Below are 19,309 nucleotides of genomic sequence, written 5' to 3'. Positions count from 1 at the left end.
CGGGGCCACGCTATTCCGCGGCGCCGACACGCGCCGCATCCTCGAGGACACGGCAGGCGCCGTGGCGAGGCGTCAGCGCACGGGGTGGCCGGCCTCGCGCAGCGCGCCCTTGACCTCGTCGACGCGCAGGGTGCCGAAGTGGAAGACCGAGGCGGCCAGGACGGCGTCGGCGCCGGCCTCGACGGCCGGGGCGAAGTGCTCCAGCGCACCGGCGCCGCCGGAGGCGATCACCGGGATGCTCACCTCGGCGCGAACCGCCCGCAGCAGCTCGAGGTCGAAGCCGTCGCGGGTGCCGTCGGCGTCCATCGAGTTGAGCAGGATCTCCCCCGCGCCCAGCTCGGCGGCGCGCACCGCCCAGGCGAGGGCGTCGACGCCGGCGGACTGACGGCCGCCGTGGGTGGTCACCTCGAAGCCGGAGTCGGTGGCCGCTCCCCCGGCCGGCACCCGACGGGCGTCGACGGAGAGCACGAGCACCTGGTTGCCGAACCGGTCGGCGATCTCGGCGATCAGCTCGGGACGCCGGATCGCGGCGGTGTTGACGCCGACCTTGTCGGCGCCCGCCCGCAGCAGCCGGTCGACGTCCTCGACCGAGGCGACGCCGCCGCCGACGGTCAGCGGGATGAAGACCTCCTCGGCGGTGCGCGAGACGATCTCCATCGTCGTCGCGCGGCCCTGGTGGGAGGCGGAGATGTCGAGGAAGGTCAGCTCGTCGGCGCCCTCGGCGTCGTAGAGCCGCGCCAGCTCGACGGGGTCGCCGGCGTCGCGCAGCTCGGTGAAGTTGACGCCCTTGACGACGCGGCCGCCGTCGACGTCGAGACACGGGATCACCCGCACGGCCAGGCTCATGCGCCGACCTCCGCGCGGTGCGCGGCCAGCGCCACGTCGACGACCTCGGCGCGCGCGGGCTGCGCGGCGACCTGGTCCAGCGGCATCCACTGCGCGAAGTCGGTGGAGCCGCCGACCTCGAGGGTGCCGAGCTCGCCGCCGACGATCCGGGCGCGGTGGACGAAGCGCTGCAGGCGCAGGGGCGCCTCGCCCTCGCGACGGAAGGTGACGAAGTGCTCGGCCAGGGGCGCCCCGGGCTCGACGTCGAAGCCGGTCTCCTCGCGGACCTCGCGCACCAGGCCGTCGAGGATCGCCTCGTCGAACTCGACGCCGCCGCCGGGCAGCGTCCAGGCGGGGTCGCGGCGGCCCTCGCCGTTCCACCAGGTCAGCAGCACCTGGTCGTCCTCGACGATCCAGGCGTAGGCGGCCAGCCGCACGTGGTACTCGGTGTGGTGCAGGCGTGCGCCCGCCTCCGCGGCCATCTCAGCGGCCCCGGGTCAGCGCGAGGGCGTCCTCGAGGGTGAACCGACCCTCGTAGAGCGCGGTGCCGGCGATGGCGCCCTCGACGCCGTCGTCGACCAGGCCCATCAGCGCCTCGATGTCCTCGAGGGTGGTGACGCCGCCGGACGCGATGACCGGGGCGTCGGTGGCGGCGCAGACGTCGCGGAGCAGCTGCAGGTTCGGGCCCTGGAGCATGCCGTCCTTGTTGACGTCGGTGACGACGTAGCGCGCGCAGCCCTCGGAGTCGAGGCGGGCGAGGGTCTCGTAGAGGTCGCCGCCCTCGCGGGTCCAGCCGCGCGCGGCCAGCGTGCGGCCGCGGACGTCGAGGCCGATGGCGATGCGGTCGCCGTGCTCGGCGATGATCCGGGCGCACCACTCGGGGCTCTCCAGCGCGGCGGTGCCGATGTTGACCCGACGGCAGCCGGTGGCCAGCGCCGCGGCCAGCGACTCGTCGTCGCGGATGCCGCCGCTCATCTCGACGTCGATGTCGAGGCGGCCGACGATCTCGGCCTGCAGCTCGCGGTTCGAGCCGCGCCCGAAGGCGGCGTCGAGGTCGACGAGGTGCAGCCACTCCGAGCCGGCCTCCTGCCAGCGCAGGGCCGCGGCGATCGGGTCGCCGTAGGCCCGCTCGGAGCCGGCGACGCCCTGGGTGAGCTGGACGGCCTGGCCCTCGGTGATGTCGACGGCGGGCAGGAGCTGGAGGTAGGTCATCGCAAGGTCTTCCTAGGAGCGGCGGAACAGCACGGTGTACAGCATGGGGGCGGCGATCACGGAGACCGCCAGGGCGAGCGCCCGCGGCGCCCAGGTGACGGTGAACGCCACGACGAGCAGGTTGACCAGGACGAGGAGCACGACGAGCGCAGTGACCTGACGACGGCGACGCTGGGCGAGCAGACCCTGGGCCGGTCGGAGCGCCGGACGCGGGAGCACCCGGGCGACGGCGTCACGCCGGGCCTGACGACGCTCTCGTCGCTCGACCTCGGCCGCCCGCGCGGCGGCCAGCACGGCCGCCTGCTCCTCGCGCTCGGCCCGGCGTCGGGCCCGCTCCTTCGACATGGTCCGCGCCGCCGGTCAGAGGGTCGCGACCCAGTTGCGCAGCAGCGCCGCGCCGGCGTCGCCGGACTTCTCGGGGTGGAACTGGGTGGCCCACAGCGGGCCGTTCTCCACCGCCGCGACGAACCGGTCGGACGCGCCCGCGGGGCCGTGCTCGGCCCACACGACCTTGGGCGCCTCGGTGCGGTCGTTGGTGACCAGGGTCCACTCCCGCACGCCGTAGGAGTGCACGAAGTAGAACCGCTCGTGCTCGATGCCGGCGAGCATGCGGGTGCCCTCGGGCGCCTCGACGGTGTTCCAGCCCATGTGCGGCACGACCGGCGCCTGCAGCCGCTCGACGACGCCGGGCCACTCGTCGCAGCCCTCGGTCTCGACGCCGTGCTCGACGCCGCGGGCGAAGAGGATCTGCATGCCCACGCAGATGCCCAGCACCGGGCGTCCGCCGGCCAGGCGACGGCCGATGAGCCGCTCCCCCTTGACCGCGCGCAGCCCGGCCATGCAGGCGGCGTAGGCGCCCACGCCGGGCACGAGCAGGCCGTCGGCGGCGAGGCCGGCCTCGAAGTCGCTGGTCAGCTCGACCTCGGCGCCGGCGCGCTCGACGGCGCGCACGGCCGAGCGGAGGTTCCCGCTGCCGTAGTCGAGGACGACGACCCTCGGGGTGCTCAGAGCGTGCCCTTGGTCGATGGCACGCCGCTCTCGCGCGGGTCGATCGCGACGGCGTCGCGGAAGGCCCGCGCGAAGGCCTTGAACTGGGTCTCGACGATGTGGTGCGGCTCGCGGCCCGCGAGCACCCGCACGTGGAGCGCGAGGTGGGCGTGGAAGGCGATCGTCTCGAAGACGTGGCGCGTCAGGGAGCCGAGGTAGCCGACGCCGGAGCCGCCGAGCACGACGTACTGCTGGCCCTCGGGCTCGCCGGTGTGCACGCAGTAGGGCCGACCGGAGACGTCGACGACGGCCTGCACGAGCGCCTCGTCGAGCGGCACGGTGGCGTCGCCGAAGCGGCGCACGCCGGACTTGTCGCCCAAGGCCTCGCGCAGCGCCTGGCCGAGCACGATGGCGGTGTCCTCGACGGTGTGGTGGGCGTCGATGTGCACGTCGCCCTCGACCTGCACGGTGAGGTCGACCAGCGCGTGGCGGGAGAAGGAGGAGAGCATGTGGTCGTAGAAGCCGACCCCGGTGGACACCTGGTGCCGGCCGGTGCCGTCGAGGTTCACCTCGACGAGGACCTTCGACTCCTTGGTCTCACGCTCGATGCGGGCGGTACGGCTCACAGCTCTCTCCTCACCTCGACCAGCGCCTCACGGAACGCGGCCATCTCCTCCGGGGTGCCGATGGACACCCGGAGCCAACCGTCGGGGCCGACCTCGCGGATGAGCACTCCGCGGTCCAGCAGCCCCGACCACACAGCATGCCGGTCGGCGAAGGTGCCGAACAGCGCGAAGTTCGCGTCGGTGTCGGCCACCTGCAGTCCCTGCTCGCGCAGCCACGCGACGGTGCGGTCGCGCTCGACGCGCAGCGCGTCGACCTGGCTCAGCAGCTCGTCGGTGTGCCGCAGCGCGGCCAGCGCGGTGGCCTGGGTGACCGCCGAGAGGTGGTAGGGCAGGCGCACGACGCGGATGGCGTCGCAGATGGCGGGGGCGGCGGCGAGGTAGCCCAGCCGCAGGCCCGCGCCGGCGAACGCCTTGCTCATGGTGCGCGAGACCACCAGGTTGCGGTGCTCGGGCAGCAGCTCCAGGGCGCTCGGGGTGCCGGCGCGGCGGAACTCCCCGTACGCCTCGTCGACCACCAGGACGCCGTCGTCGCCGACGGCCGCGCACAGCCGGGCGACGGCCTCGGGCGGGAGCGCGGTGCCGGTGGGGTTGTTCGGGCTCGGCAGCAGGACGACGCTGGGCCGCTCGGTGCGCACGAGCGCCTCGGCGGCGTCGAGGTCGATCGCGAAGTCGTCGCTGCGGCGGCCCTGGACCCAGCGGGTGCTGGTGTCGCGGGCGTACTCGGGGTACATCGAGTAGGTCGGCGCGAAGCTGAGCGCCGTGCGGCCGGGACCGCCGAAGGCCTGCAGCAGCTGCAGCATGACCTCGTTGGAGCCGTTGGCGGCCCACACCTGCTCAGGGGTGATCGAGAACCCGCGGGTGGGCTGGGTGTCGCGGCTGAGGTAGGCGGCCAGGCCGGCGCGCAGCTCGACGAACTCGCGGTCGGGGTAGCGGTTGAGGGTCGCGGCGGCGCGCGAGACCGACGCGGCGATGTCGGCGATGCACGCCTCGGAGGGCCCGTACGGGTTCTCGTTGACGTTCAGCTGGACGGGGACGTCCAGCTGCGGCGCGCCGTACGGCTCCAGGCCGCGCAGCTCCTCGCGCAGCGGGGGGAAGACCATGACTCCCCCGCGCTCAGTCGGCGAAGCGGACGCGGACCGCCGCGCCGTGGCCCGGCAGGTCCTCGGCCTCGGCCAGCGTGACGACGTGGTCGGCGACGGCCGCGAGGCCCTCGCGGTCGTACTCGATGACGTGCACCGACTTGGTGAACGCGCGCACCGAGAGGCCCGAGGAGTGGCATGCGCAGCCCGCGGTGGGCAGCACGTGGTTGGAGCCGGCGCAGTAGTCGCCGAGGCTCACCGGGGCGTGGGGGCCGACGAAGATCGCACCGGCGTTGGTGACCCGCGCGGCCCAGGCGGCGGCATCGGCGGTCTGGATCTCGAGGTGCTCGGCGGCGTAGGCGTCGATGACGGCCAGCCCCTGCTCGAGGTCGTCGACGAGCACGATGCCCGACTGCACGCCGGTGAGGGCGGTGCGCACGCGCTCGACGTGCTTGGTGGCGGCCACCTGCGTGTCGAGCTCGGCGAGGACGGCGTCGGCGAGGGCCTCGCTCGGGGTCACCAGCACCGCGGCGGCGAGCGGATCGTGCTCGGCCTGGCTGATGAGGTCGGCGGCGACGTGGGCGGCGTCGGCGGTGTCGTCGGCGAGGATGCCGATCTCGGTGGGGCCGGCCTCGGAGTCGATGCCGACCAGGCCCTTGAGGATGCGCTTGGCGGTGACGACCCAGATGTTGCCGGGGCCGGTGACGAGGTCGACCTTGCGGCACGGCCCGGTGCCGTAGGCGAACATCGCGATGGCCTGGGCGCCGCCGACGGCGTAGACCTCCTCGACGCCCAGCAGCGCGCAGGCCGCGAGGATCGTGGGGTGCGGCAGGCCGCCGAACTCCTTCTGCGGCGGGCTGGCCAGCGCGATCGAGCCGACGCCGGCGGTCTGCGCCGGCACGGTGTTCATGACGACGCTGCTCACCAGCGGCGCGAGGCCGCCGGGCACGTAGAGGCCGACGCGGTTCATCGGCACCTTGCGGTGGGTGACGCGGGCCCCGGGGCCGAGGTCGGTGACGGCGTCGGTCTCGAGCTCGGCGGCGCAGGTCAGGCGCAGGCGGGCGATCGACTCCTCGAGGCCGGCGCGGATGGCCGGGTCGAGCTCGGCGAGAGCCTGCTGCAGGGCCTCGGCGGGCACCCGGACGTCGTCGATGCGGACGCCGTCGAAGCGCTCGTTGAACTCCAGGATCGCCTCGACGCCGCGCTCGCGCACGGCCTCGCAGATCGCGTGCACCGCCGGGACCGCGGCCTCGACGTCGAAGTCGGCACGGGGCACGGCTGCGCGGTAGTCGGTCTCGGGACCGGCCCCTCGCAGGTCGATGCGTCGGATCATGGGGCCAGTCTACGAAGGCGCCGACGCCGCACGAATGCCGGTTCCGTGGGGTGGGAACCCCGTGTCGGACGGGCCACACCGCTGGCGGTGCGCCGGGCGGGCGCTAGGTTGGTGCGGTGATCGCGCGGCTGCCGATGTTCCCCCTCAACTCCGTGCTCTTCCCGGGCATGAGCATCCCGCTGCACGTGTTCGAGGACCGCTATCGCGCGCTCGTGCACCACCTGCTGCGCATCGAGGACCCCACCGACCGCGTCTTCGGCAGCGTCGGCATCCGCGAGGGCTACGAGGTCGGCGACCACGGCGGCCAGTCGGTCTACCGCACGGGCGTGCGGGTGCGACTCACCGAGGTGGAGTCCCACCCCGACGGCACCTTCTCGGTCGTCGGCGTCGGGCTCGACCGCATCGAGATCGAGCGGGTCGACCCCTCGGGTCCCTTCCCCGTCGCCGACGCGCGCGAGATGCCCGAGGCGACCTCCCAGGTCTCCCCCGAGGTGCTCGAGCAGGCGCGGGCCACCTTCACCGCCTACCGCGTCGCGATGGCCGAGCTGGCCGCCGATCCGTTCTCCGGCACCCTCCCGCAGGACCCCGGCGTGCTGTCGTGGGCCCTCGCGGCCTGCGCTCCCCTGCCGATGTCGGAGCGCCAGTCGCTGCTCGAGGCCGAGGACGCCGGCGACCGGCTGGCGCTGGTGACGCAGCTGCTGCGCACCGAGCTGCGCGCGATGAACGTCATCCCCTCGCTGCCGGCCACGCAGGTGGCCCGCACCCGCTGGTCGCCGAACTAGCCCGATGGCCCGACGACGCGAGGCCGGCGGCACCCCGGCCACCGTGCTGCTCGAGCGCGCCGGCGTGGCGTTCACGCTGCACCCCTACGAGCACGATCCCCGCGCGGCCGCGGCCGGCGGCGGCTACGGCCTGGAGGCGGCGGCCGCGCTCGGCGTCGAGCCGGAGCGGGTCTTCAAGACGCTCCTGGCCGCCGTCGACGGCGCGCTCACCGTGGCCGTCGTGCCCGTCACCGGCCAGCTCGACCTCAAGGCGCTCGCCCGCGCCCGGGGCGGCTCGAAGGCGGCGCTCGCCGACCCGGCGGCCGCCGAGCGGTCCACCGGGTACGTCGTCGGCGGCATCTCCCCGCTGGGCCAGCGCCGCCCGCTGCCCACCGTCGTCGACGCCTCGGCGCTCGACCACGCCACCATCCTGGTCTCCGGCGGCCGACGCGGCCTGGACGTGGAGCTGGCCCCGGCGGATCTCGTCGATCTCACCGGGGCCAGCGTGGCCGTCATCGGCCGCTGAGGCCTGCCCGCCCGTGGCGGGCGGGGCTCACTTCGTCGTCAGGCGCAGCCGCAGGTGCACGGTGCCGTCGTCGTCGGTCGTGGTGCCGAGTCCGACGCGGTCGAGCGCGCCGAGCGTGTCGTCCTGGTCGAAGGAGGCCAGGATCGGACCGAGGTCGCCGTAGAGGCCGCCGACCAGGTCGCCCTCGGGGACGACCTTCTTGAAGCCGGCGGCGGAGCCGAGGTCGCCGCCGTCGAGGATCGCGTCGTTGAAGGTCTCGTCCGCGCCGATCACGGTGCGGCCGTCGCGGGTCTCCTGGCGCACCAGCTCGTCGACGGGCACGCCGAACATCGAGCCGACCTGCTTGAGCAGCGCCGCTGCTCCGCTGCCGTCGCCGGGCACCACGAGGGCGATCGGCAGGGTGTCGCCCTGGGTGTCGAAGAACGAGCGTCCGACGGCGAGGGCGAAGCCGCCGCGCAGCAGGTCGAGCACGTCGACGTAGGACGGGCCCTCGGCGACCATGCGGCGGGCCAGGTCCCGCTCGGAGCCGGTCAGGCCGGAGGTGCCGAGGCTGCTCTCCACGCCCTTGCGGTAGGCGCCCTCGACGGCGGCGCGGTCCTCCTCGCTCAGCGGGGGCTGGGCGCCGACCGCGAGGGCGACGGCGGTGTCGTCAGGCAGCCTGCGGAGCAGGTCCGTGGCCCGGACGCCGTCCTCGGGTCGCTTGCTCGTCTCCGTGCCGAACCCGCCCGCGGTGGTGAGCGTGAGCGCGTCGCCGTCGAAGCCGGCCTGGAGGCCGGCGCCCTCGAAGGCCTTCACGGCCCTGCGGACCGGCTCGAGCTCGGTGTCGCCGAGGCTGACGCCGGTGGTGTCGCTGAGGAGGTCGGTGAACGCCGACTCCAGGTAGGTGGCCGCCCGGGGCGCGACGTAGGCGGTGAGCACGCCCTGGTCGCCGGCCTCGGAGGTCCACCGCTGGAAGTCGTCGTCCTCGGCCAGCGAGGAGGACGACGCGTCGGCCAGCGCCTCGCGGGCGTGGGCGTCGGAGTCACTGATGGCCGCCCAGCCATCGGACACGGCGGCACCGAGCTGATCGTCGCCGGAGCAGGCGATGAGGTCCTTCAGGTCGCGGGCGGCGTCGTCGTCGTTGGTGACCTCGAGGGTCAGCAGCGGCGTGACGTCGTCCTTGGAGTCGGCCGGCAGCGCGGCCAGGCCGGCCCGCTCGCCGAGCCAGCCGTCGACGTCGTCGAGGCTGACCTGCGGGCAGTCGAGGTCGCCGAGCACGAGCTTGGCGAGGGTCCGGTTCAGGTCGACGTCGCCGAGGTCCTTGCCGAGGTCGAGCTGGTCGCGCAGCTCGGGAAACCGCTTGAACGCCCGCAGCGCGTCGAGCTTCTGCTCGCCGCTGGGGTCGAGGGTCAGACCGGCGTAGGCGATGGCGTTCGCGGGCACCGCCTCGGCGGCCTGGGCGCCGTCGGACTTGTACCAGGTGACGCCCCAGGCCACGCCGCCCGCGGCGAGGGCGGTGACGAGCGCGCCACCGATCAGCCAGGGGCCACGACGGCCGCCGCGGCGGGCGGGGGTCGGACCGAGGATGTCGACGGTCGGGGTGCCGGGCTCGCCAGCAGCGGTGGGGTCGGTCATGAGGGGAGCCTCCGAGTGGGCCCGGCCCGGAGGCATCGACGTCGACGTCGAGCTGCGCGGCGGGGTCGTGGATGTGGGGTTGGCCCGACGCGATGCGACGAGCAGGCAGAAGCACACCACATCCGCGCGCTCGGCGCAGCCGCTCCTCGCGCCGAGGTGCTCAGTCGAGCCGGACGTCGGCCTGCAGCCGCAGGACGCCGTCCTCGGTGGTGCCGCGCACCGACGCGGCGCTGAGCGCTCCCAGCCCGGCGCTGCGGCCCAGCGCGTCGATGATCGAGGAGAGGTCGGCGACGCCCAGCACCCGGGCCGTGCGGTCATCGAGGACGCCGCGCATGAGCGCGGAGTCGGCGAGGGCACCACCGGCGACCAGCAGCTGCATCCACGACGGCGCGGTGGTCAGCATGGTGCGGCCGTCGACGGTGGCGACCAGCGTGCGGTCATCCGGAGCGCCGAGGGCTCTCGCGGTCGTGAGGAGCACGGTGCGCACCGACGGCTCGGTGGAGCCGACGACCACCGCGACCGGCGGCGTCGTGCCGGTGTCCGGCCCGACGCCGATCGCCACGCCGGAGGTGAGCATCCTCAGCAGGTCGACGGCGTCGGGGAGGGCGCCGAGGCCGGGGAGGGTCCGCAGGAAGGCCAGTGGACGGTCCAGTCGCTGCGCGGCCGCGCTCAGGCGCGCGGCGGACACCCGGCTCGCACCGAGCGCCAGCGCCACACGGGTGTCGACCGGCAGCCGTCGCAGGAGGTCGGAGGCCCCCGGGCCGGCGCGGTCCTCAGGCGTCCCGTGCGGCGGCGCGGTGGCCGCCTCCGCCTGCAGGCCGGAGCCGGAGAAGCGCACCTGCAGACCCACCGCGGGGAGGCGACGCAGGACCGCGAGCGCGTCGTCGTCGGCCGCGCGGCCGACCGGGTCGAGCGCGAGCAGACGACCCGGCGCCCCCGGTGCGAGGTAGCCCGTCAGGACGCCGCGCTCCCCCGCGGCCGTGGTCCAGCGCTGGAAGTCGGGGTCGTCGGCCAGGGAGGAGCGCGCCGCGTCGGCCAGCGAGGCCCGGGCGGTGGCGGCGTCGGCGGCGAGCGCCGCCCACCCGTCGGCGACGTCCACGCCCACCGGATGACCGGCCTCGCGCAGGCACCCGGCGAGCGTGCTCAGGTCCGCGCGAGCCGCGGCGTCGTCGCGCACCTGGAGGGTCAGCACGGTGCGCGCGGTGCCGTCCCGCGGCATCAGTGACACTGCCGCACGGTCGCCCAGCCAGGCGTCGACCTCCGAGGCGGACAGCGCCGGACAGTCCGCCGGCGCGAGCAGCGCGGCGGCGAGCCGCTCGCGCAGGTCCTGGGCGCCGACGTCGCCACCGAGGCCGAGGGGCCGGGTGAGATCGGGGAGTCGACGCAGCGCGCGCACGGCGTCCAGCTTCTGCTCTCCGCTGGGATCGAGGGTGAGGCCGACGTAGGCCAGGGCGTCGGCCGGCACGGCCTGCGCCGCCTGCGGTCCGTCGGAGCGGAACCAGGTCACACCCCAGGCGATGCCGCCGATCGCGAGCGCGAGGACCAGTCCGGCGGGGAGCAGCCAGGGGCGTACGCGGCGGCGGGCCGAGGACGTCGACCAGCGGGGCCTCGAGGAACCGATCGCTCATCGCACCCCCTCGGCGGGACCGCCTGGGCCGTCAGCCCCGGCGGCGCCGGGGCAGGAAGAAGAACACCAGCATCGCACCCAGGCTGGCCGCGGCCGGCCAGAGCAGGCCGACGGCAGGCGAGCCGAGGGTGAGGTCACCGGGGATCTTGGTGCCGTCCTTGGCGGTGCGGGCGACGACGTCGGGGTCGGGGTTGCCCAGGTGCTCCCCGAGCAGGGTCATGATCCAGGCGGCCAGGAGCGCGCCGACCACGAGCGCGGCGAGGGTGATCAGCTCGTCGCGGTCGAGGAGCACCGCGAGCAGCACGCCGAGCACGAGCCCGCCGACGCCGGCGATGAGGGCGAAGAGCGCCGTGCCGCCGAAGAGATCGCGGTAGTCGGTCTCGTCGAGGCCGATCCACTGCTGGCGGATCGCGACGCCCTGGGGGACGTCGTAGAGGTGGTGCCACAGCCATCCGCCCAGCGCCCCGGCCGCGGCGAGCACGACGACGACGATCGCCGCCTGCACCAGGCTCGGCACCCAGCGCTCCCGGAAGGACGGGGCGTCCGGGCGGTCCGCGTCGGCCGGCTCGGTGGGCTCCGGCGTGGTGGCCGGCTGCGCGCTCAGCTCAGACATCCCGGCCCCAGGAGCTGCTTGAGGTCGGCGAACAGCGCCGGCGTGGGCGTGACCCGCAGCCGGTCGTCGAGTCTCATCACCTTGGTGGCCTCCCGTGTGAGCAGCCGCAGCCGCACCTCGGTCAGGCCCGGGTGCGTGATGAGCACGTCACGCAGCTGTTCGACCATGGGACCAGTACACCGGGTGGACGGTAGCGAGATGACCACCGGACCCGATGGGCCGTCGCTGAGGTCGGGGACCGAGACCTCCTGGCCGTGCAGCTCGGGCTGGTCCTTGCTGCGCGAGACCCGGCCCTTGACGGTGATGATGGCGTCCTGGACGAGGTGGATCGAGGCCAGCTGGTAGGCACTGGGGAAGAACAGCACGTCGATGGCGCCGTCGAGGTCCTCGAGGGTGACCATCGCCCACGGGTCGCCCTTCTTGGTGATCTTGCGCTGCACCGAGGTGACCAGGCCGCACAGGACGATGGGGCTGCCGTCGGCGCGCTCCTCGTCGAGCAGCAGCTGGCCGATGGTGCAGTCGGTGCCCTGGGCCAGCACGTGCTCGAGGCCGAGCAGCGGGTGGTCGGAGACGTAGAGCCCGAGCATGTCGCGCTCGTGGGCGAGCAGGGTGGTCTTGTCCCACTCGTCGATGTCGGGCAGGTTCACGGTGACGCCGAAGGAGCCACCGGAGTCGAGGTCGTCGAGGCCCCCGAAGAGGGAGTCCTGGCCGATCGCCTCGTTCTTCTTGATGTCGACGTACTGGTCGACGGCCGTCTCGTGGACCGCGACGAGCGCGCGCCGTCGGTGGCCGAGGTCGTCGAAGGCGCCGGCCTTGACCAGCGACTCCAGGACCCGCTTGTTGCAGGCCTGCAACGGGATCTTGGCCATGAAGTCGTTGAAGTCGGTGAACCGGCCCTTCTCGCGCCGGGCCGCGACGATGTGGTCGACGACGTTCGCGCCCACGTTGCGCACGGCGGTCATGCCGAAGCGGATGTCGGTGCCGACGGGGGTGAAGTCGTGGGAGGACTCGTTCACGTCGGGCGGGAGCACCTGGATCTTCATCCGGCGGCACTCGTTGAGGTAGACCGCCATCTTGTCCTTGTCGTCCTTCACCGAGGTGAGGAGCGCGGCCATGTACTCGGTGGGGTAGTTGGCCTTGAGGTAGGCGGTCCAGTAGGTGATGACGCCGTAGGCGGCGGAGTGGGACTTGTTGAAGGCGTAGTCGGAGAACGGGAGCAGGATCTCCCAGAGCGTGTCGATCGCCTTCTGCGGGTAGCCGCGGTCGAGCATGCCCTGCTGGAACCCGGCGTACTGCTTGTCGAGCTCCTCCTTCTTCTTCTTGCCCATCGCGCGACGCAGGTTGTCGGCGGCGCCCAGGGTGAAGCCGGCGAGCACCTGCGCGATCGCCATCACCTGCTCCTGGTAGACGATCAGGCCGTAGGTCTCCCCCAGCACCGGCTCGAGGGCCTCGGCCAGCGCCGGGTGGATCGGCTCGATCGGCTCGCGGCCGTTCTTGCGGCGGGCGTACTTGTTGTGTGAGTCCGCGCCCATCGGACCCGGACGGTAGAGCGCGGAGACGGCCGTGATGTCGGCGAACTGGTCGGGCTGCATCGAGCGCAGCAGCGCGCGCATGCCGCCGCCATCGAGCTGGAAGACGCCGAGGGTGTCGCCGCGGCCCATCAGCTCGTAGGTGGCGCGATCGTCGAAGGCGACCTCCTCGAGCACGACCTTCTCGCCCCGGTTGGCCTCGATGTTGGCCAGGGCGTCGTCGAGGATGTGGAGGTTGGACAGGCCCAGGAAGTCCATCTTGACCAGGCCCAGCGACTCGCACATGGGGTAGTCGAACTGGGTGATGACCGCGCCGTCCTGGGGCCGGGCCATGATCGGGACGATGTCGATGAGCGGCTTGCTGGACATGATGACGCCCGCCGCGTGGACGCCCCAGTTGCGGATCTGGCCCTCGAGGCCGACGGCGGTCTCGTAGATCTTGCGGACGTCGGGGTCGGCGGCGTGGAGGGCCCGGAACTCCTGGCCGTCGTTGTAGCGCTTGTGCTCGGAGTTGAAGAGCTCCTTGAGCGGGACGCCCTTGCCCATGACGTCGGCGGGCATCGCCTTGGTGATGCGGTCGGAGATCGCGAAGCCGTGGTCGAGGACGCGCGCGGCGTCCTTGATGGCGGCCTTGGACTTCAGCCGGCCGAAGGTGGCGATGTAGGCGACCTTGTCGCTGCCGTACTTGTCGGCGACGTACTGGATGACCTCGGCGCGGCGCTGGTCGTCGAAGTCGATGTCGAAGTCGGGCATCGAGGGACGCTCGGGGTTGAGGAACCGCTCGAAGAACAGGCCGTGCTCCAGCGGGCACAGGTCGGTGATGCGCAGGGCGTAGGCGGCGATCGAGCCCGCACCGGAGCCACGGCCCGGACCGACGCGGATGCCGTTGTCCTTGGCCCACTGGATGAAGTCGGCGACCACGAGGTAGTAGCCGCAGTAGCCCTTCTGGGAGATGACGCCGAGCTCCATCTCGACGCGGTCGCGCACGGCCTGGTCGAGGCGCTCGCCGGGGTAGCGGTGCTCGATGCCGCGCCAGACCTCCTTGGCGAACCAGCTCTCCTCGGTCTCCCCCGCCGGGATGTCGGCGCGGGCCATGTAGCCGCCGGTGGACTCGGTGAACTCCACCTCGCAGCGCTCGGCGATGGCCAGGGTGTTGTCGCACGCCTCGGGCATGCCGAGCTCGTCGGCCCACAGGGCGCGCATCTCGGCGGCCGACTTGATGTAGTAGCCACCGCCGTCGAACTTCAGGCGGTTGGGATCGGAGAGCCGCTTGCCGGAGGCCACGCAGATGAGGGCGTCCTGGGCGTCGGCGTCCTCGGGGTTGTTGTAGTGGGAGTCGTTGGTGGCCAGCGGCGGGATGCCGAGCTCGCGGCCGAGCCGGAGGAGGTCGTCGCGGACCCGCTTCTCGATCGAGATGCCGTGGTCCATCAGCTCGAGGAAGACGCTGTCGCGGCCGAACATGTCCTGCAGCTCGCCGGCCTCGCGGACGGCCTCGTCGTACTGGCCCAGGCGCAGGCGGGTCTGGATGGCGCCGCTGGGGCAGCCGGTGGAGACGATCAGGCCCTTGCTGTGCTCGGCCAGGATCTCCTTGTCCATGCGCGGCTTGTAGAAGAAGCCCTCGAGGCTGGCGCGCGAGGAGAGCCGGAAGAGGTTGTGCATGCCCTCCGTGCTCTCGGCCCACATCGTCATGTGCGTGTAGGCGCCGCCGCCGGCGACGTCGTCGCCGCCCTCCTCGGCGAGGTCGCCCTTGCCCCAGCGCACCCGGCGGCGCTCGCCGCGCGGGGTGCCGGGGGTGATGTAGGCCTCGATGCCGATGATCGGCTTCACGCCGGCCCGCCGCGCCTTGGAGTAGAAGTCGTAGGCCCCGTGCAGGTTGCCGTGGTCGGTCATCGCGATGGCCGGCATCTCGAGGTCGACCACGCGGGAGAACAGGCCGTCGAGCAACGACGCGCCGTCGAGCATGGAGTACTCGGTGTGGACGTGCAGGTGGACGAACGAGTCTCCGGTCGCCATGGGTCGGACGCGCTCCCGCAGGGTGAGGTGGGTGGACAGGGTCGGGTGGCAGCGGCCGCCGCGACCGGGCTCGGGGAAGGACCTGAGTCTAGGCGACCGTCGACCCGGATCGTGTCAGGGGCCGCCGACAGTCCGGGTGTCGGCGAGGGCCGCGAGGCTCTCGGTGATGATGGCGTCGAGGATCCGCGCGACGCCCTCGCCGGGGAGCCCGGGGACCCGCGCCGCCACGCCGGCCGCGCAGGCGGCCTCGCGGTGCGGATCGCGCCCGGCGCCGGGCGCCTTGAGCGGCTGGATCGCGGCCGTGAGCGCCACCCGGCGGGCCAGGAGGTCCCCGAGCAGGGCGTCGACGTCGTCGATGCGCCGGCGCAGGAAGGCCAGCGGATCGGCGCCCGGCCAGGCCATCCGGACGTCGGGGGCGCCCTCCTCGTTGCCCGACCCGTCCGTGGTCTCGAGCTCGACGAGGCCGTGCCGGGCGTAGAACGCCCGGGCGGTCTCGTTGGAGGCGAAGACCCACAGCTCGAAGCCGTCGGGTCGCAGGCTCCGCGCGAGCTCCAGCAGCGCCGTGCCGACGCCGTCGCCCTGGTGGGCGGGGTCGACGTAGAGGTCGTCGAGCCAGGCGCCGACGACGACCAGGAAGCCCGTCAGCGCGCCCGCGGACTCGGCCACCCAGATCTCCCGGGCGGGGTCGTCGAGGAGGCCGGAGAAGTGCCGGAGCACGGAGTCGTGGTCGTGGACGACCGCCGGCATCGCCGGCACCGCCGCCGCGCGGGTGCGCCAGAAGAGCTCTCCGACGCCCGGCAGGTCGGCCGGAGTGGCCGGCCGCAGCAGCAGGTCAGTCGGAGCCACGGATCACCTCGAGCGCGCGGGCGAGGTCGTCGGGGTAGGTCGACTCGTAGCTCACCTGCTCGCCGGTGTCCGGGTGCTCGAAGCCCAGCCTCACGGCGTGCAGCCACTGCCGCTCCAGCCCCACGCGCCGTGCCAGGGTGGGGTCGGCGCCGTAGGTGAGGTCGCCGACGCAGGGGTGCTTGAGCGCCGCCATGTGCACCCGGATCTGGTGGGTGCGGCCGGTCTCGAGGTGGATCTGCAGGAGGCTGGCGAAGCGGTGCGCCTCGAGGGTCTCGTAGTGGGTGACGCTGGGCCGGCCGTCGGCCATGACGGCGAACTTGTAGTCGGCCTTCGGATGGCGGCCGATGGGGGCGTCGACGGTGCCCTCGAGTGGGTCGGGATGGCCCTGCACCAGCGCGTGGTAGGTCTTGTCGACCGTGCGGTGCCGGAAGGCGTTCTTCAGCACCGAGTAGGCGTGCTCGGACTTCGTGATGACCATGACGCCGGAGGTGCCGACGTCGAGGCGCTGGACGATGCCCTGCCGCTCCGAGGCCCCGCTCGTGGCGATGCGGAAGCCGGCGCCGGCCAGGTGGCCGACGACCGTCGGGCCGCTCCAGCCCGGCGAGGGGTGCACGGCGACGCCGACGGGCTTGTCGATCACGACGATGGAGTCGTCGTCGTGGATGATCTTGATGCCCTCGACGATCTCGGGCACCACCTCGAGCGGGTCGACCATGCTCGGGATCGACACCTCGAGCATCGAGCCGGGCACGACGCGGTCGCTCTTGCCGACGCGCGCGCCGTCGATGAGGACGTGGCCCTCGACGATGAGGTCGGCCGCGCGGGTGCGGGAGAGCCCGAACATGCGCGCGATGGCGGCGTCGACGCGCTCGCCGGCCAGTCCGTCGGGCACCGGGAGGGTGCGGTGGTCGGCGTTCACGGGCGCTCCTCCCCCGCGGCGTGCTTGCGGGTGTGGGCCACGGCGGGCGCCGGCTCCTCGGCCTCGATGCGACGGCCGTCGAGGCGGATGCCGCGGAAGGTCTGCAGCAGGATCACCGCGGCCGCGGCGTTGATGCAGATGTCGGCGACGTTGAAGATCGGCCAGTTCGGCAGCATGAGGAAGTCGACGACGTGCCCGCGCAGCGGCCCGGGGGCGCGCACGAGCCGGTCGGTGAGGTTGCCGGCGACGCCGGCCAGCAGCAGGCCGAGACCGACGGCCCACAGCGGCGTGGCCAGGCGCCGGGCGAAGAACAGCACGACGCCCACGGCGACGATGGCCAGCACGCTGAGCCCGGCGGTGAAGCCGGTGCCGGTGCTGAACGCCGCGCCGGGATTGCGCGTCAGGTGCAGCTGGAGGAGGTCGCCGATCACGCGGACGTCGGGCCGGCCCTCGAGGTGCTCGACCGCCAGGACCTTGGTGACCAGGTCGACGGCGTACGCGACGAGCGCGACCGTCGCGAACAGGAGGCGGGCGCGACTGCGGCGCTCGACGGCGTCCGGCGACGCGGGTGCGGCTTCACTCATGTCGTCGACGAGTCTCCCACACCGCTGGCGCGGGAGCCGCCTCGGCGAGAGCCGTCAGCGACGCTCCTCGCGCTGCTTGCAGGTCATGCACAGCGTCGCGCGCGGGAAGGCCATGAGGCGCAGCTTGCCGATCGGGCCGCTGCACGACTCGCACACCCCGTAGGTGCCGTCGTCGATGCGGCCCAGGGCCCGCTCGATCTGGGCGAGCTTCTCCAGCTCGTTGTTCAGCACGCTCAGCTCGTGGTCGCGCTCGAAGCTCGAGGAGCCGACGTCGGCCTGGTCGTGGCCGGCGCCGTCGCCGGAGTCGCGCATGAGATGCGAGAGCTCCTGCTCGAGCCCGGCCACCACCTCGCGGCTGTGGGTCTGCTGCTCACGGAGCTCGGTGAGGACCTCGTCGAGCTCGGCCTTGCTCCAGGCCTCCTCGCCCTCCTTGACGACGAGGGTGGCGGCGGACGCCTTGCGGGCGGTGCGGGTCTCTGCCTGCGACACGGCGGGCGTCTTCTTCCTGGGAGTGGTCGAGGGGCTGGCTTCGCGCCCCGAGATGCGAGCGCTCCGGCCAGTAGTGTTCCCGGTCGCTCCAACTCCGCCCGCCCCAGGGGCCTTCGCCGCGGGCGCGGCCTTCTTCGCGGGGGCCGCCTTGGTCGCGGTCCTCTTCGCGGGAGCGGCCTTCTTCGCCGGTGCGGCGGCCTGGGTCGCGGCCTTCTTCGCGCGCGCGGTCTTCTTCGCGGGAGCGGCCTTCTTGGTCGGTGCGGCGGCCTGGGTCGCGGTCTTCTTCGCGGGCGCGGTCTTCTTCGCAGGCGCGGTCTTCTTCGCAGGCGCGGTCTTCTTCGCCGGTGCGGTCTTCTTCGCGGGAGCGGCCTTCTTGGTCGATGCGGCGGCCTTGGTCGCGGCCTTCTTCGCGGGGGCCGCCTTCTTCGCAGGCGCGGCCTTCGACGCCGCCTCCTTCACGGGCGCGGCGTTCTTCGCCGGAGCGGCGGCCTTGGTCGCGATCTTCTTCGCCGGAGCGGCCTTCTTCGACGCCGCCTTCTTCGCGGGAGCCGCCTCCGCGACCGGGTCCGCGGCCTTCTCCCCGCGGCGCAGGGCCTTGCGGGCGGCGGTGGCGGCCTGGCCGGCGAGTCGGCGGGGCGTGCGTGCCATGGGGAGCTCCCTCTCCTCAGCACGGGCCGTGCGGGCCCGCGCGGTGCCCGGAGGCTAATGCCTGGCCGGGTTCGGCTTCAACGAACGCGCCGGAGGGATGAGCGGCCGATCGGGGGCCGCGACGACGCACGAGCCCCCCGGCCGATCGGCCGGGGGGCTCGTGGACGTGCGGGAGGGCTCAGCCCTCGTCGTCGCCGAGGATCGAGCGCAGACGCTTCGGCGCGCGGGTCTCGTCGACCGAGCCGGCCTCGCCGGAGCTGGCCAGGGCCTCCAGCTGCTGGCTGAAGTAGCTCTTGAGGCGGGAGCGGTACTCGCGCTCGAAGGAGCGCAGGTTCTCCACCTCGGTGCTGAGCTTGTCGCGCTCGCGCTCGAGGTCGCCGAACATCTGCTGGCGACGCTCGGAGGTCTCGGAGTCGAGCATCTGGGCCCGGGTGTGGGCGTCGGTCTCGAGACGCTCGGCACGGGTCTTGGCCTCGCCCTCGAGGCGCTCGGCCTTGGTGCGAGCCTCGCCGATGATCTTGTCGGCCTGGTTCTTGGCGTCCTCGACCAGCTCGTCGGCGTTGCGGGTGGCGATCTCGAGCAGGCGGGCCGCGGCGTTGGAGGCCTCGGGGACCGTCTCGACGCGGATCGTCTGCACGCCGGCCTCGGCAGCGGGAGCCGCAGCGGGCGCAGCGGGAGCCGGGGCGGGCGTCGGCACCGGAGCGGGCACCGGAGCCGGGGCCGCGACGGGCTGGGGCTTCTCGACGGGGGCGGCCGTGCCGCTCTGCACGCTGGAGAGCTTGGCCCGCAGGTCGTCGTTCTCCTTCGTCAGGCGGGCCAGCTCGGCCTCCACCTCGTCGAGGAACTGGTCGACCTCACCCATGTCGTAGCCCTCGCGCAGCCGGACCGGCGTAAAGCGCTTGTTGGACACGTCCTCAGGCGTCAGCGGCATGACCTCACCTATCTCATCGGGGAACACTCGGGAACCGGCCGAGCGCGGCGACCGGGGTGCTCCCGGATGCGCGTCAGCGACGTCTCGAGTACGTCGGATCGAACAATAGCCCCATCTGTGGGGCTGGTGTGATCTGCGGGGGCATGT

19 protein-coding genes are annotated in these 19,309 nt (G+C 73.4%); 2 read left to right on the top strand and 17 right to left on the bottom strand.

Annotated elements, in window-relative coordinates:
* Window positions 1-72: 72 nt before the first annotated feature.
* From hisF to hisD, 8 genes are read right to left on the bottom strand one after another with little or no spacing between them, the layout of a single operon-like run.
* Window positions 73-846: an imidazole glycerol phosphate synthase subunit HisF gene (gene hisF, locus ACZDWJ_RS08140; protein ID WP_463520437.1), complete on the bottom strand. Its 774-nt coding sequence runs from the start codon at window positions 844-846 to the stop codon at window positions 73-75.
* On the bottom strand, window positions 843-1,307 hold the full coding sequence (locus ACZDWJ_RS08135) for an NUDIX domain-containing protein (RefSeq protein ID WP_463520436.1): 465 nt from the start codon (window positions 1,305-1,307) through the stop codon (window positions 843-845). Before ACZDWJ_RS08135 ends, hisF begins: the two co-directional genes overlap by 4 nt.
* A gap of 1 nt (window position 1,308) precedes the next feature.
* Window positions 1,309-2,037 (bottom strand): bifunctional 1-(5-phosphoribosyl)-5-((5-phosphoribosylamino)methylideneamino)imidazole-4-carboxamide isomerase/phosphoribosylanthranilate isomerase PriA, encoded by a 729-nt coding sequence (gene priA / locus ACZDWJ_RS08130; RefSeq protein WP_463520435.1) that lies wholly within the window; start codon window positions 2,035-2,037, stop codon window positions 1,309-1,311.
* A 12-nt stretch (window positions 2,038-2,049) separates the two neighbouring features.
* Window positions 2,050-2,382 (bottom strand): hypothetical protein, encoded by a 333-nt coding sequence (locus ACZDWJ_RS08125; protein WP_463520434.1) that lies wholly within the window; start codon window positions 2,380-2,382, stop codon window positions 2,050-2,052.
* Window positions 2,383-2,397: 15 nt separating this feature from the next.
* On the bottom strand, window positions 2,398-3,045 hold the full coding sequence (gene hisH / locus ACZDWJ_RS08120; protein ID WP_463520511.1) for an imidazole glycerol phosphate synthase subunit HisH: 648 nt from the start codon (window positions 3,043-3,045) through the stop codon (window positions 2,398-2,400).
* Window positions 3,042-3,650, bottom strand: coding sequence for an imidazoleglycerol-phosphate dehydratase HisB (hisB, locus tag ACZDWJ_RS08115; protein ID WP_463520433.1), 609 nt, complete (start codon window positions 3,648-3,650; stop codon window positions 3,042-3,044). The genes hisH and hisB overlap by 4 nt, the downstream gene beginning before the upstream one ends.
* The gene (locus ACZDWJ_RS08110) at window positions 3,647-4,750 is read right to left on the bottom strand and encodes a histidinol-phosphate transaminase (protein ID WP_463520432.1); all 1,104 of its coding nucleotides are present in this window, start codon (window positions 4,748-4,750) and stop codon (window positions 3,647-3,649) included. The genes hisB and ACZDWJ_RS08110 overlap by 4 nt, the downstream gene beginning before the upstream one ends.
* Before the next feature lie 13 nt (window positions 4,751-4,763).
* A complete protein-coding gene (hisD, locus tag ACZDWJ_RS08105) occupies window positions 4,764-6,062 on the bottom strand; it encodes a histidinol dehydrogenase (protein ID WP_463520431.1) in 1,299 nt (432 codons plus the stop codon).
* 116 nt (window positions 6,063-6,178) lie between these two features.
* Here hisD and ACZDWJ_RS08100 point away from each other — a divergent pair, with 116 nt between their 5' ends.
* A complete protein-coding gene (locus tag ACZDWJ_RS08100) occupies window positions 6,179-6,844 on the top strand; it encodes an LON peptidase substrate-binding domain-containing protein (protein ID WP_463520430.1) in 666 nt (221 codons plus the stop codon).
* A 4-nt stretch (window positions 6,845-6,848) separates the two neighbouring features.
* On the top strand, window positions 6,849-7,349 hold the full coding sequence (gene ybaK / locus ACZDWJ_RS08095; protein WP_463520429.1) for a Cys-tRNA(Pro) deacylase: 501 nt from the start codon (window positions 6,849-6,851) through the stop codon (window positions 7,347-7,349).
* Window positions 7,350-7,376: 27 nt separating this feature from the next.
* On the opposite strand, the gene ACZDWJ_RS08090 is transcribed toward ybaK, so the two are convergent.
* The 9 genes from ACZDWJ_RS08090 to ACZDWJ_RS08050 form a co-directional block, all read right to left on the bottom strand.
* Complete coding sequence (locus ACZDWJ_RS08090; protein WP_463520428.1) at window positions 7,377-8,963, bottom strand: hypothetical protein; 1,587 nt, start codon at window positions 8,961-8,963, stop codon at window positions 7,377-7,379.
* Window positions 8,964-9,123: 160 nt separating this feature from the next.
* Window positions 9,124-10,470: a hypothetical protein gene (locus tag ACZDWJ_RS08085; RefSeq protein ID WP_463520427.1), complete on the bottom strand. Its 1,347-nt coding sequence runs from the start codon at window positions 10,468-10,470 to the stop codon at window positions 9,124-9,126.
* 151 nt (window positions 10,471-10,621) lie between these two features.
* Window positions 10,622-11,203 (bottom strand): hypothetical protein, encoded by a 582-nt coding sequence (locus tag ACZDWJ_RS08080; protein WP_463520426.1) that lies wholly within the window; start codon window positions 11,201-11,203, stop codon window positions 10,622-10,624.
* On the bottom strand, window positions 11,191-14,745 hold the full coding sequence (dnaE, locus tag ACZDWJ_RS08075; RefSeq protein ID WP_463520425.1) for a DNA polymerase III subunit alpha: 3,555 nt from the start codon (window positions 14,743-14,745) through the stop codon (window positions 11,191-11,193). Before dnaE ends, ACZDWJ_RS08080 begins: the two co-directional genes overlap by 13 nt.
* 114 nt (window positions 14,746-14,859) lie before the next feature.
* Window positions 14,860-15,591 (bottom strand): GNAT family N-acetyltransferase, encoded by a 732-nt coding sequence (locus ACZDWJ_RS08070; RefSeq protein WP_463520424.1) that lies wholly within the window; start codon window positions 15,589-15,591, stop codon window positions 14,860-14,862.
* On the bottom strand, window positions 15,578-16,510 hold the full coding sequence (locus ACZDWJ_RS08065) for an RluA family pseudouridine synthase (RefSeq protein WP_463520423.1): 933 nt from the start codon (window positions 16,508-16,510) through the stop codon (window positions 15,578-15,580). The genes ACZDWJ_RS08070 and ACZDWJ_RS08065 overlap by 14 nt, the downstream gene beginning before the upstream one ends.
* Window positions 16,507-17,094, bottom strand: a complete 588-nt coding sequence (lspA, locus tag ACZDWJ_RS08060) for a signal peptidase II (protein ID WP_463520422.1) — start codon at window positions 17,092-17,094, stop codon at window positions 16,507-16,509. Before lspA ends, ACZDWJ_RS08065 begins: the two co-directional genes overlap by 4 nt.
* A 54-nt stretch (window positions 17,095-17,148) precedes the next feature.
* Complete coding sequence (locus ACZDWJ_RS08055; RefSeq protein WP_463520421.1) at window positions 17,149-18,231, bottom strand: TraR/DksA family transcriptional regulator; 1,083 nt, start codon at window positions 18,229-18,231, stop codon at window positions 17,149-17,151.
* Window positions 18,232-18,409: 178 nt separating this feature from the next.
* Window positions 18,410-19,162: a DivIVA domain-containing protein gene (locus ACZDWJ_RS08050; RefSeq protein ID WP_463520420.1), complete on the bottom strand. Its 753-nt coding sequence runs from the start codon at window positions 19,160-19,162 to the stop codon at window positions 18,410-18,412.
* Between the last annotated feature and the right edge of the window lie 147 nt (window positions 19,163-19,309).

This window comes from Nocardioides sp. B129/18, from assembly GCF_055282735.1.
This window is presented reverse-complemented; position numbering and strand designations above follow the sequence as displayed.

Coding starts and splice junctions, on each gene's coding strand:
- hisF (WP_463520437.1), bottom strand. CDS start 846: ATGAGCCTGGCCGTGCGGGTGATCCCGTGTCTCGACGTCGACGGCGGC.
- ACZDWJ_RS08135 (WP_463520436.1), bottom strand. CDS start 1,307: ATGGCCGCGGAGGCGGGCGCACGCCTGCACCACACCGAGTACCACGTG.
- priA (WP_463520435.1), bottom strand. CDS start 2,037: ATGACCTACCTCCAGCTCCTGCCCGCCGTCGACATCACCGAGGGCCAG.
- ACZDWJ_RS08125 (WP_463520434.1), bottom strand. CDS start 2,382: ATGTCGAAGGAGCGGGCCCGACGCCGGGCCGAGCGCGAGGAGCAGGCG.
- ACZDWJ_RS08110 (WP_463520432.1), bottom strand. CDS start 4,750: ATGGTCTTCCCCCCGCTGCGCGAGGAGCTGCGCGGCCTGGAGCCGTAC.
- hisD (WP_463520431.1), bottom strand. CDS start 6,062: ATGATCCGACGCATCGACCTGCGAGGGGCCGGTCCCGAGACCGACTAC.
- ybaK (WP_463520429.1), top strand. CDS start 6,849: ATGGCCCGACGACGCGAGGCCGGCGGCACCCCGGCCACCGTGCTGCTC.
- ACZDWJ_RS08090 (WP_463520428.1), bottom strand. CDS start 8,963: ATGACCGACCCCACCGCTGCTGGCGAGCCCGGCACCCCGACCGTCGAC.
- ACZDWJ_RS08080 (WP_463520426.1), bottom strand. CDS start 11,203: ATGTCTGAGCTGAGCGCGCAGCCGGCCACCACGCCGGAGCCCACCGAG.
- dnaE (WP_463520425.1), bottom strand. CDS start 14,745: ATGGCGACCGGAGACTCGTTCGTCCACCTGCACGTCCACACCGAGTAC.
- lspA (WP_463520422.1), bottom strand. CDS start 17,094: ATGAGTGAAGCCGCACCCGCGTCGCCGGACGCCGTCGAGCGCCGCAGT.
- ACZDWJ_RS08055 (WP_463520421.1), bottom strand. CDS start 18,231: ATGGCACGCACGCCCCGCCGACTCGCCGGCCAGGCCGCCACCGCCGCC.
- ACZDWJ_RS08050 (WP_463520420.1), bottom strand. CDS start 19,162: ATGCCGCTGACGCCTGAGGACGTGTCCAACAAGCGCTTTACGCCGGTC.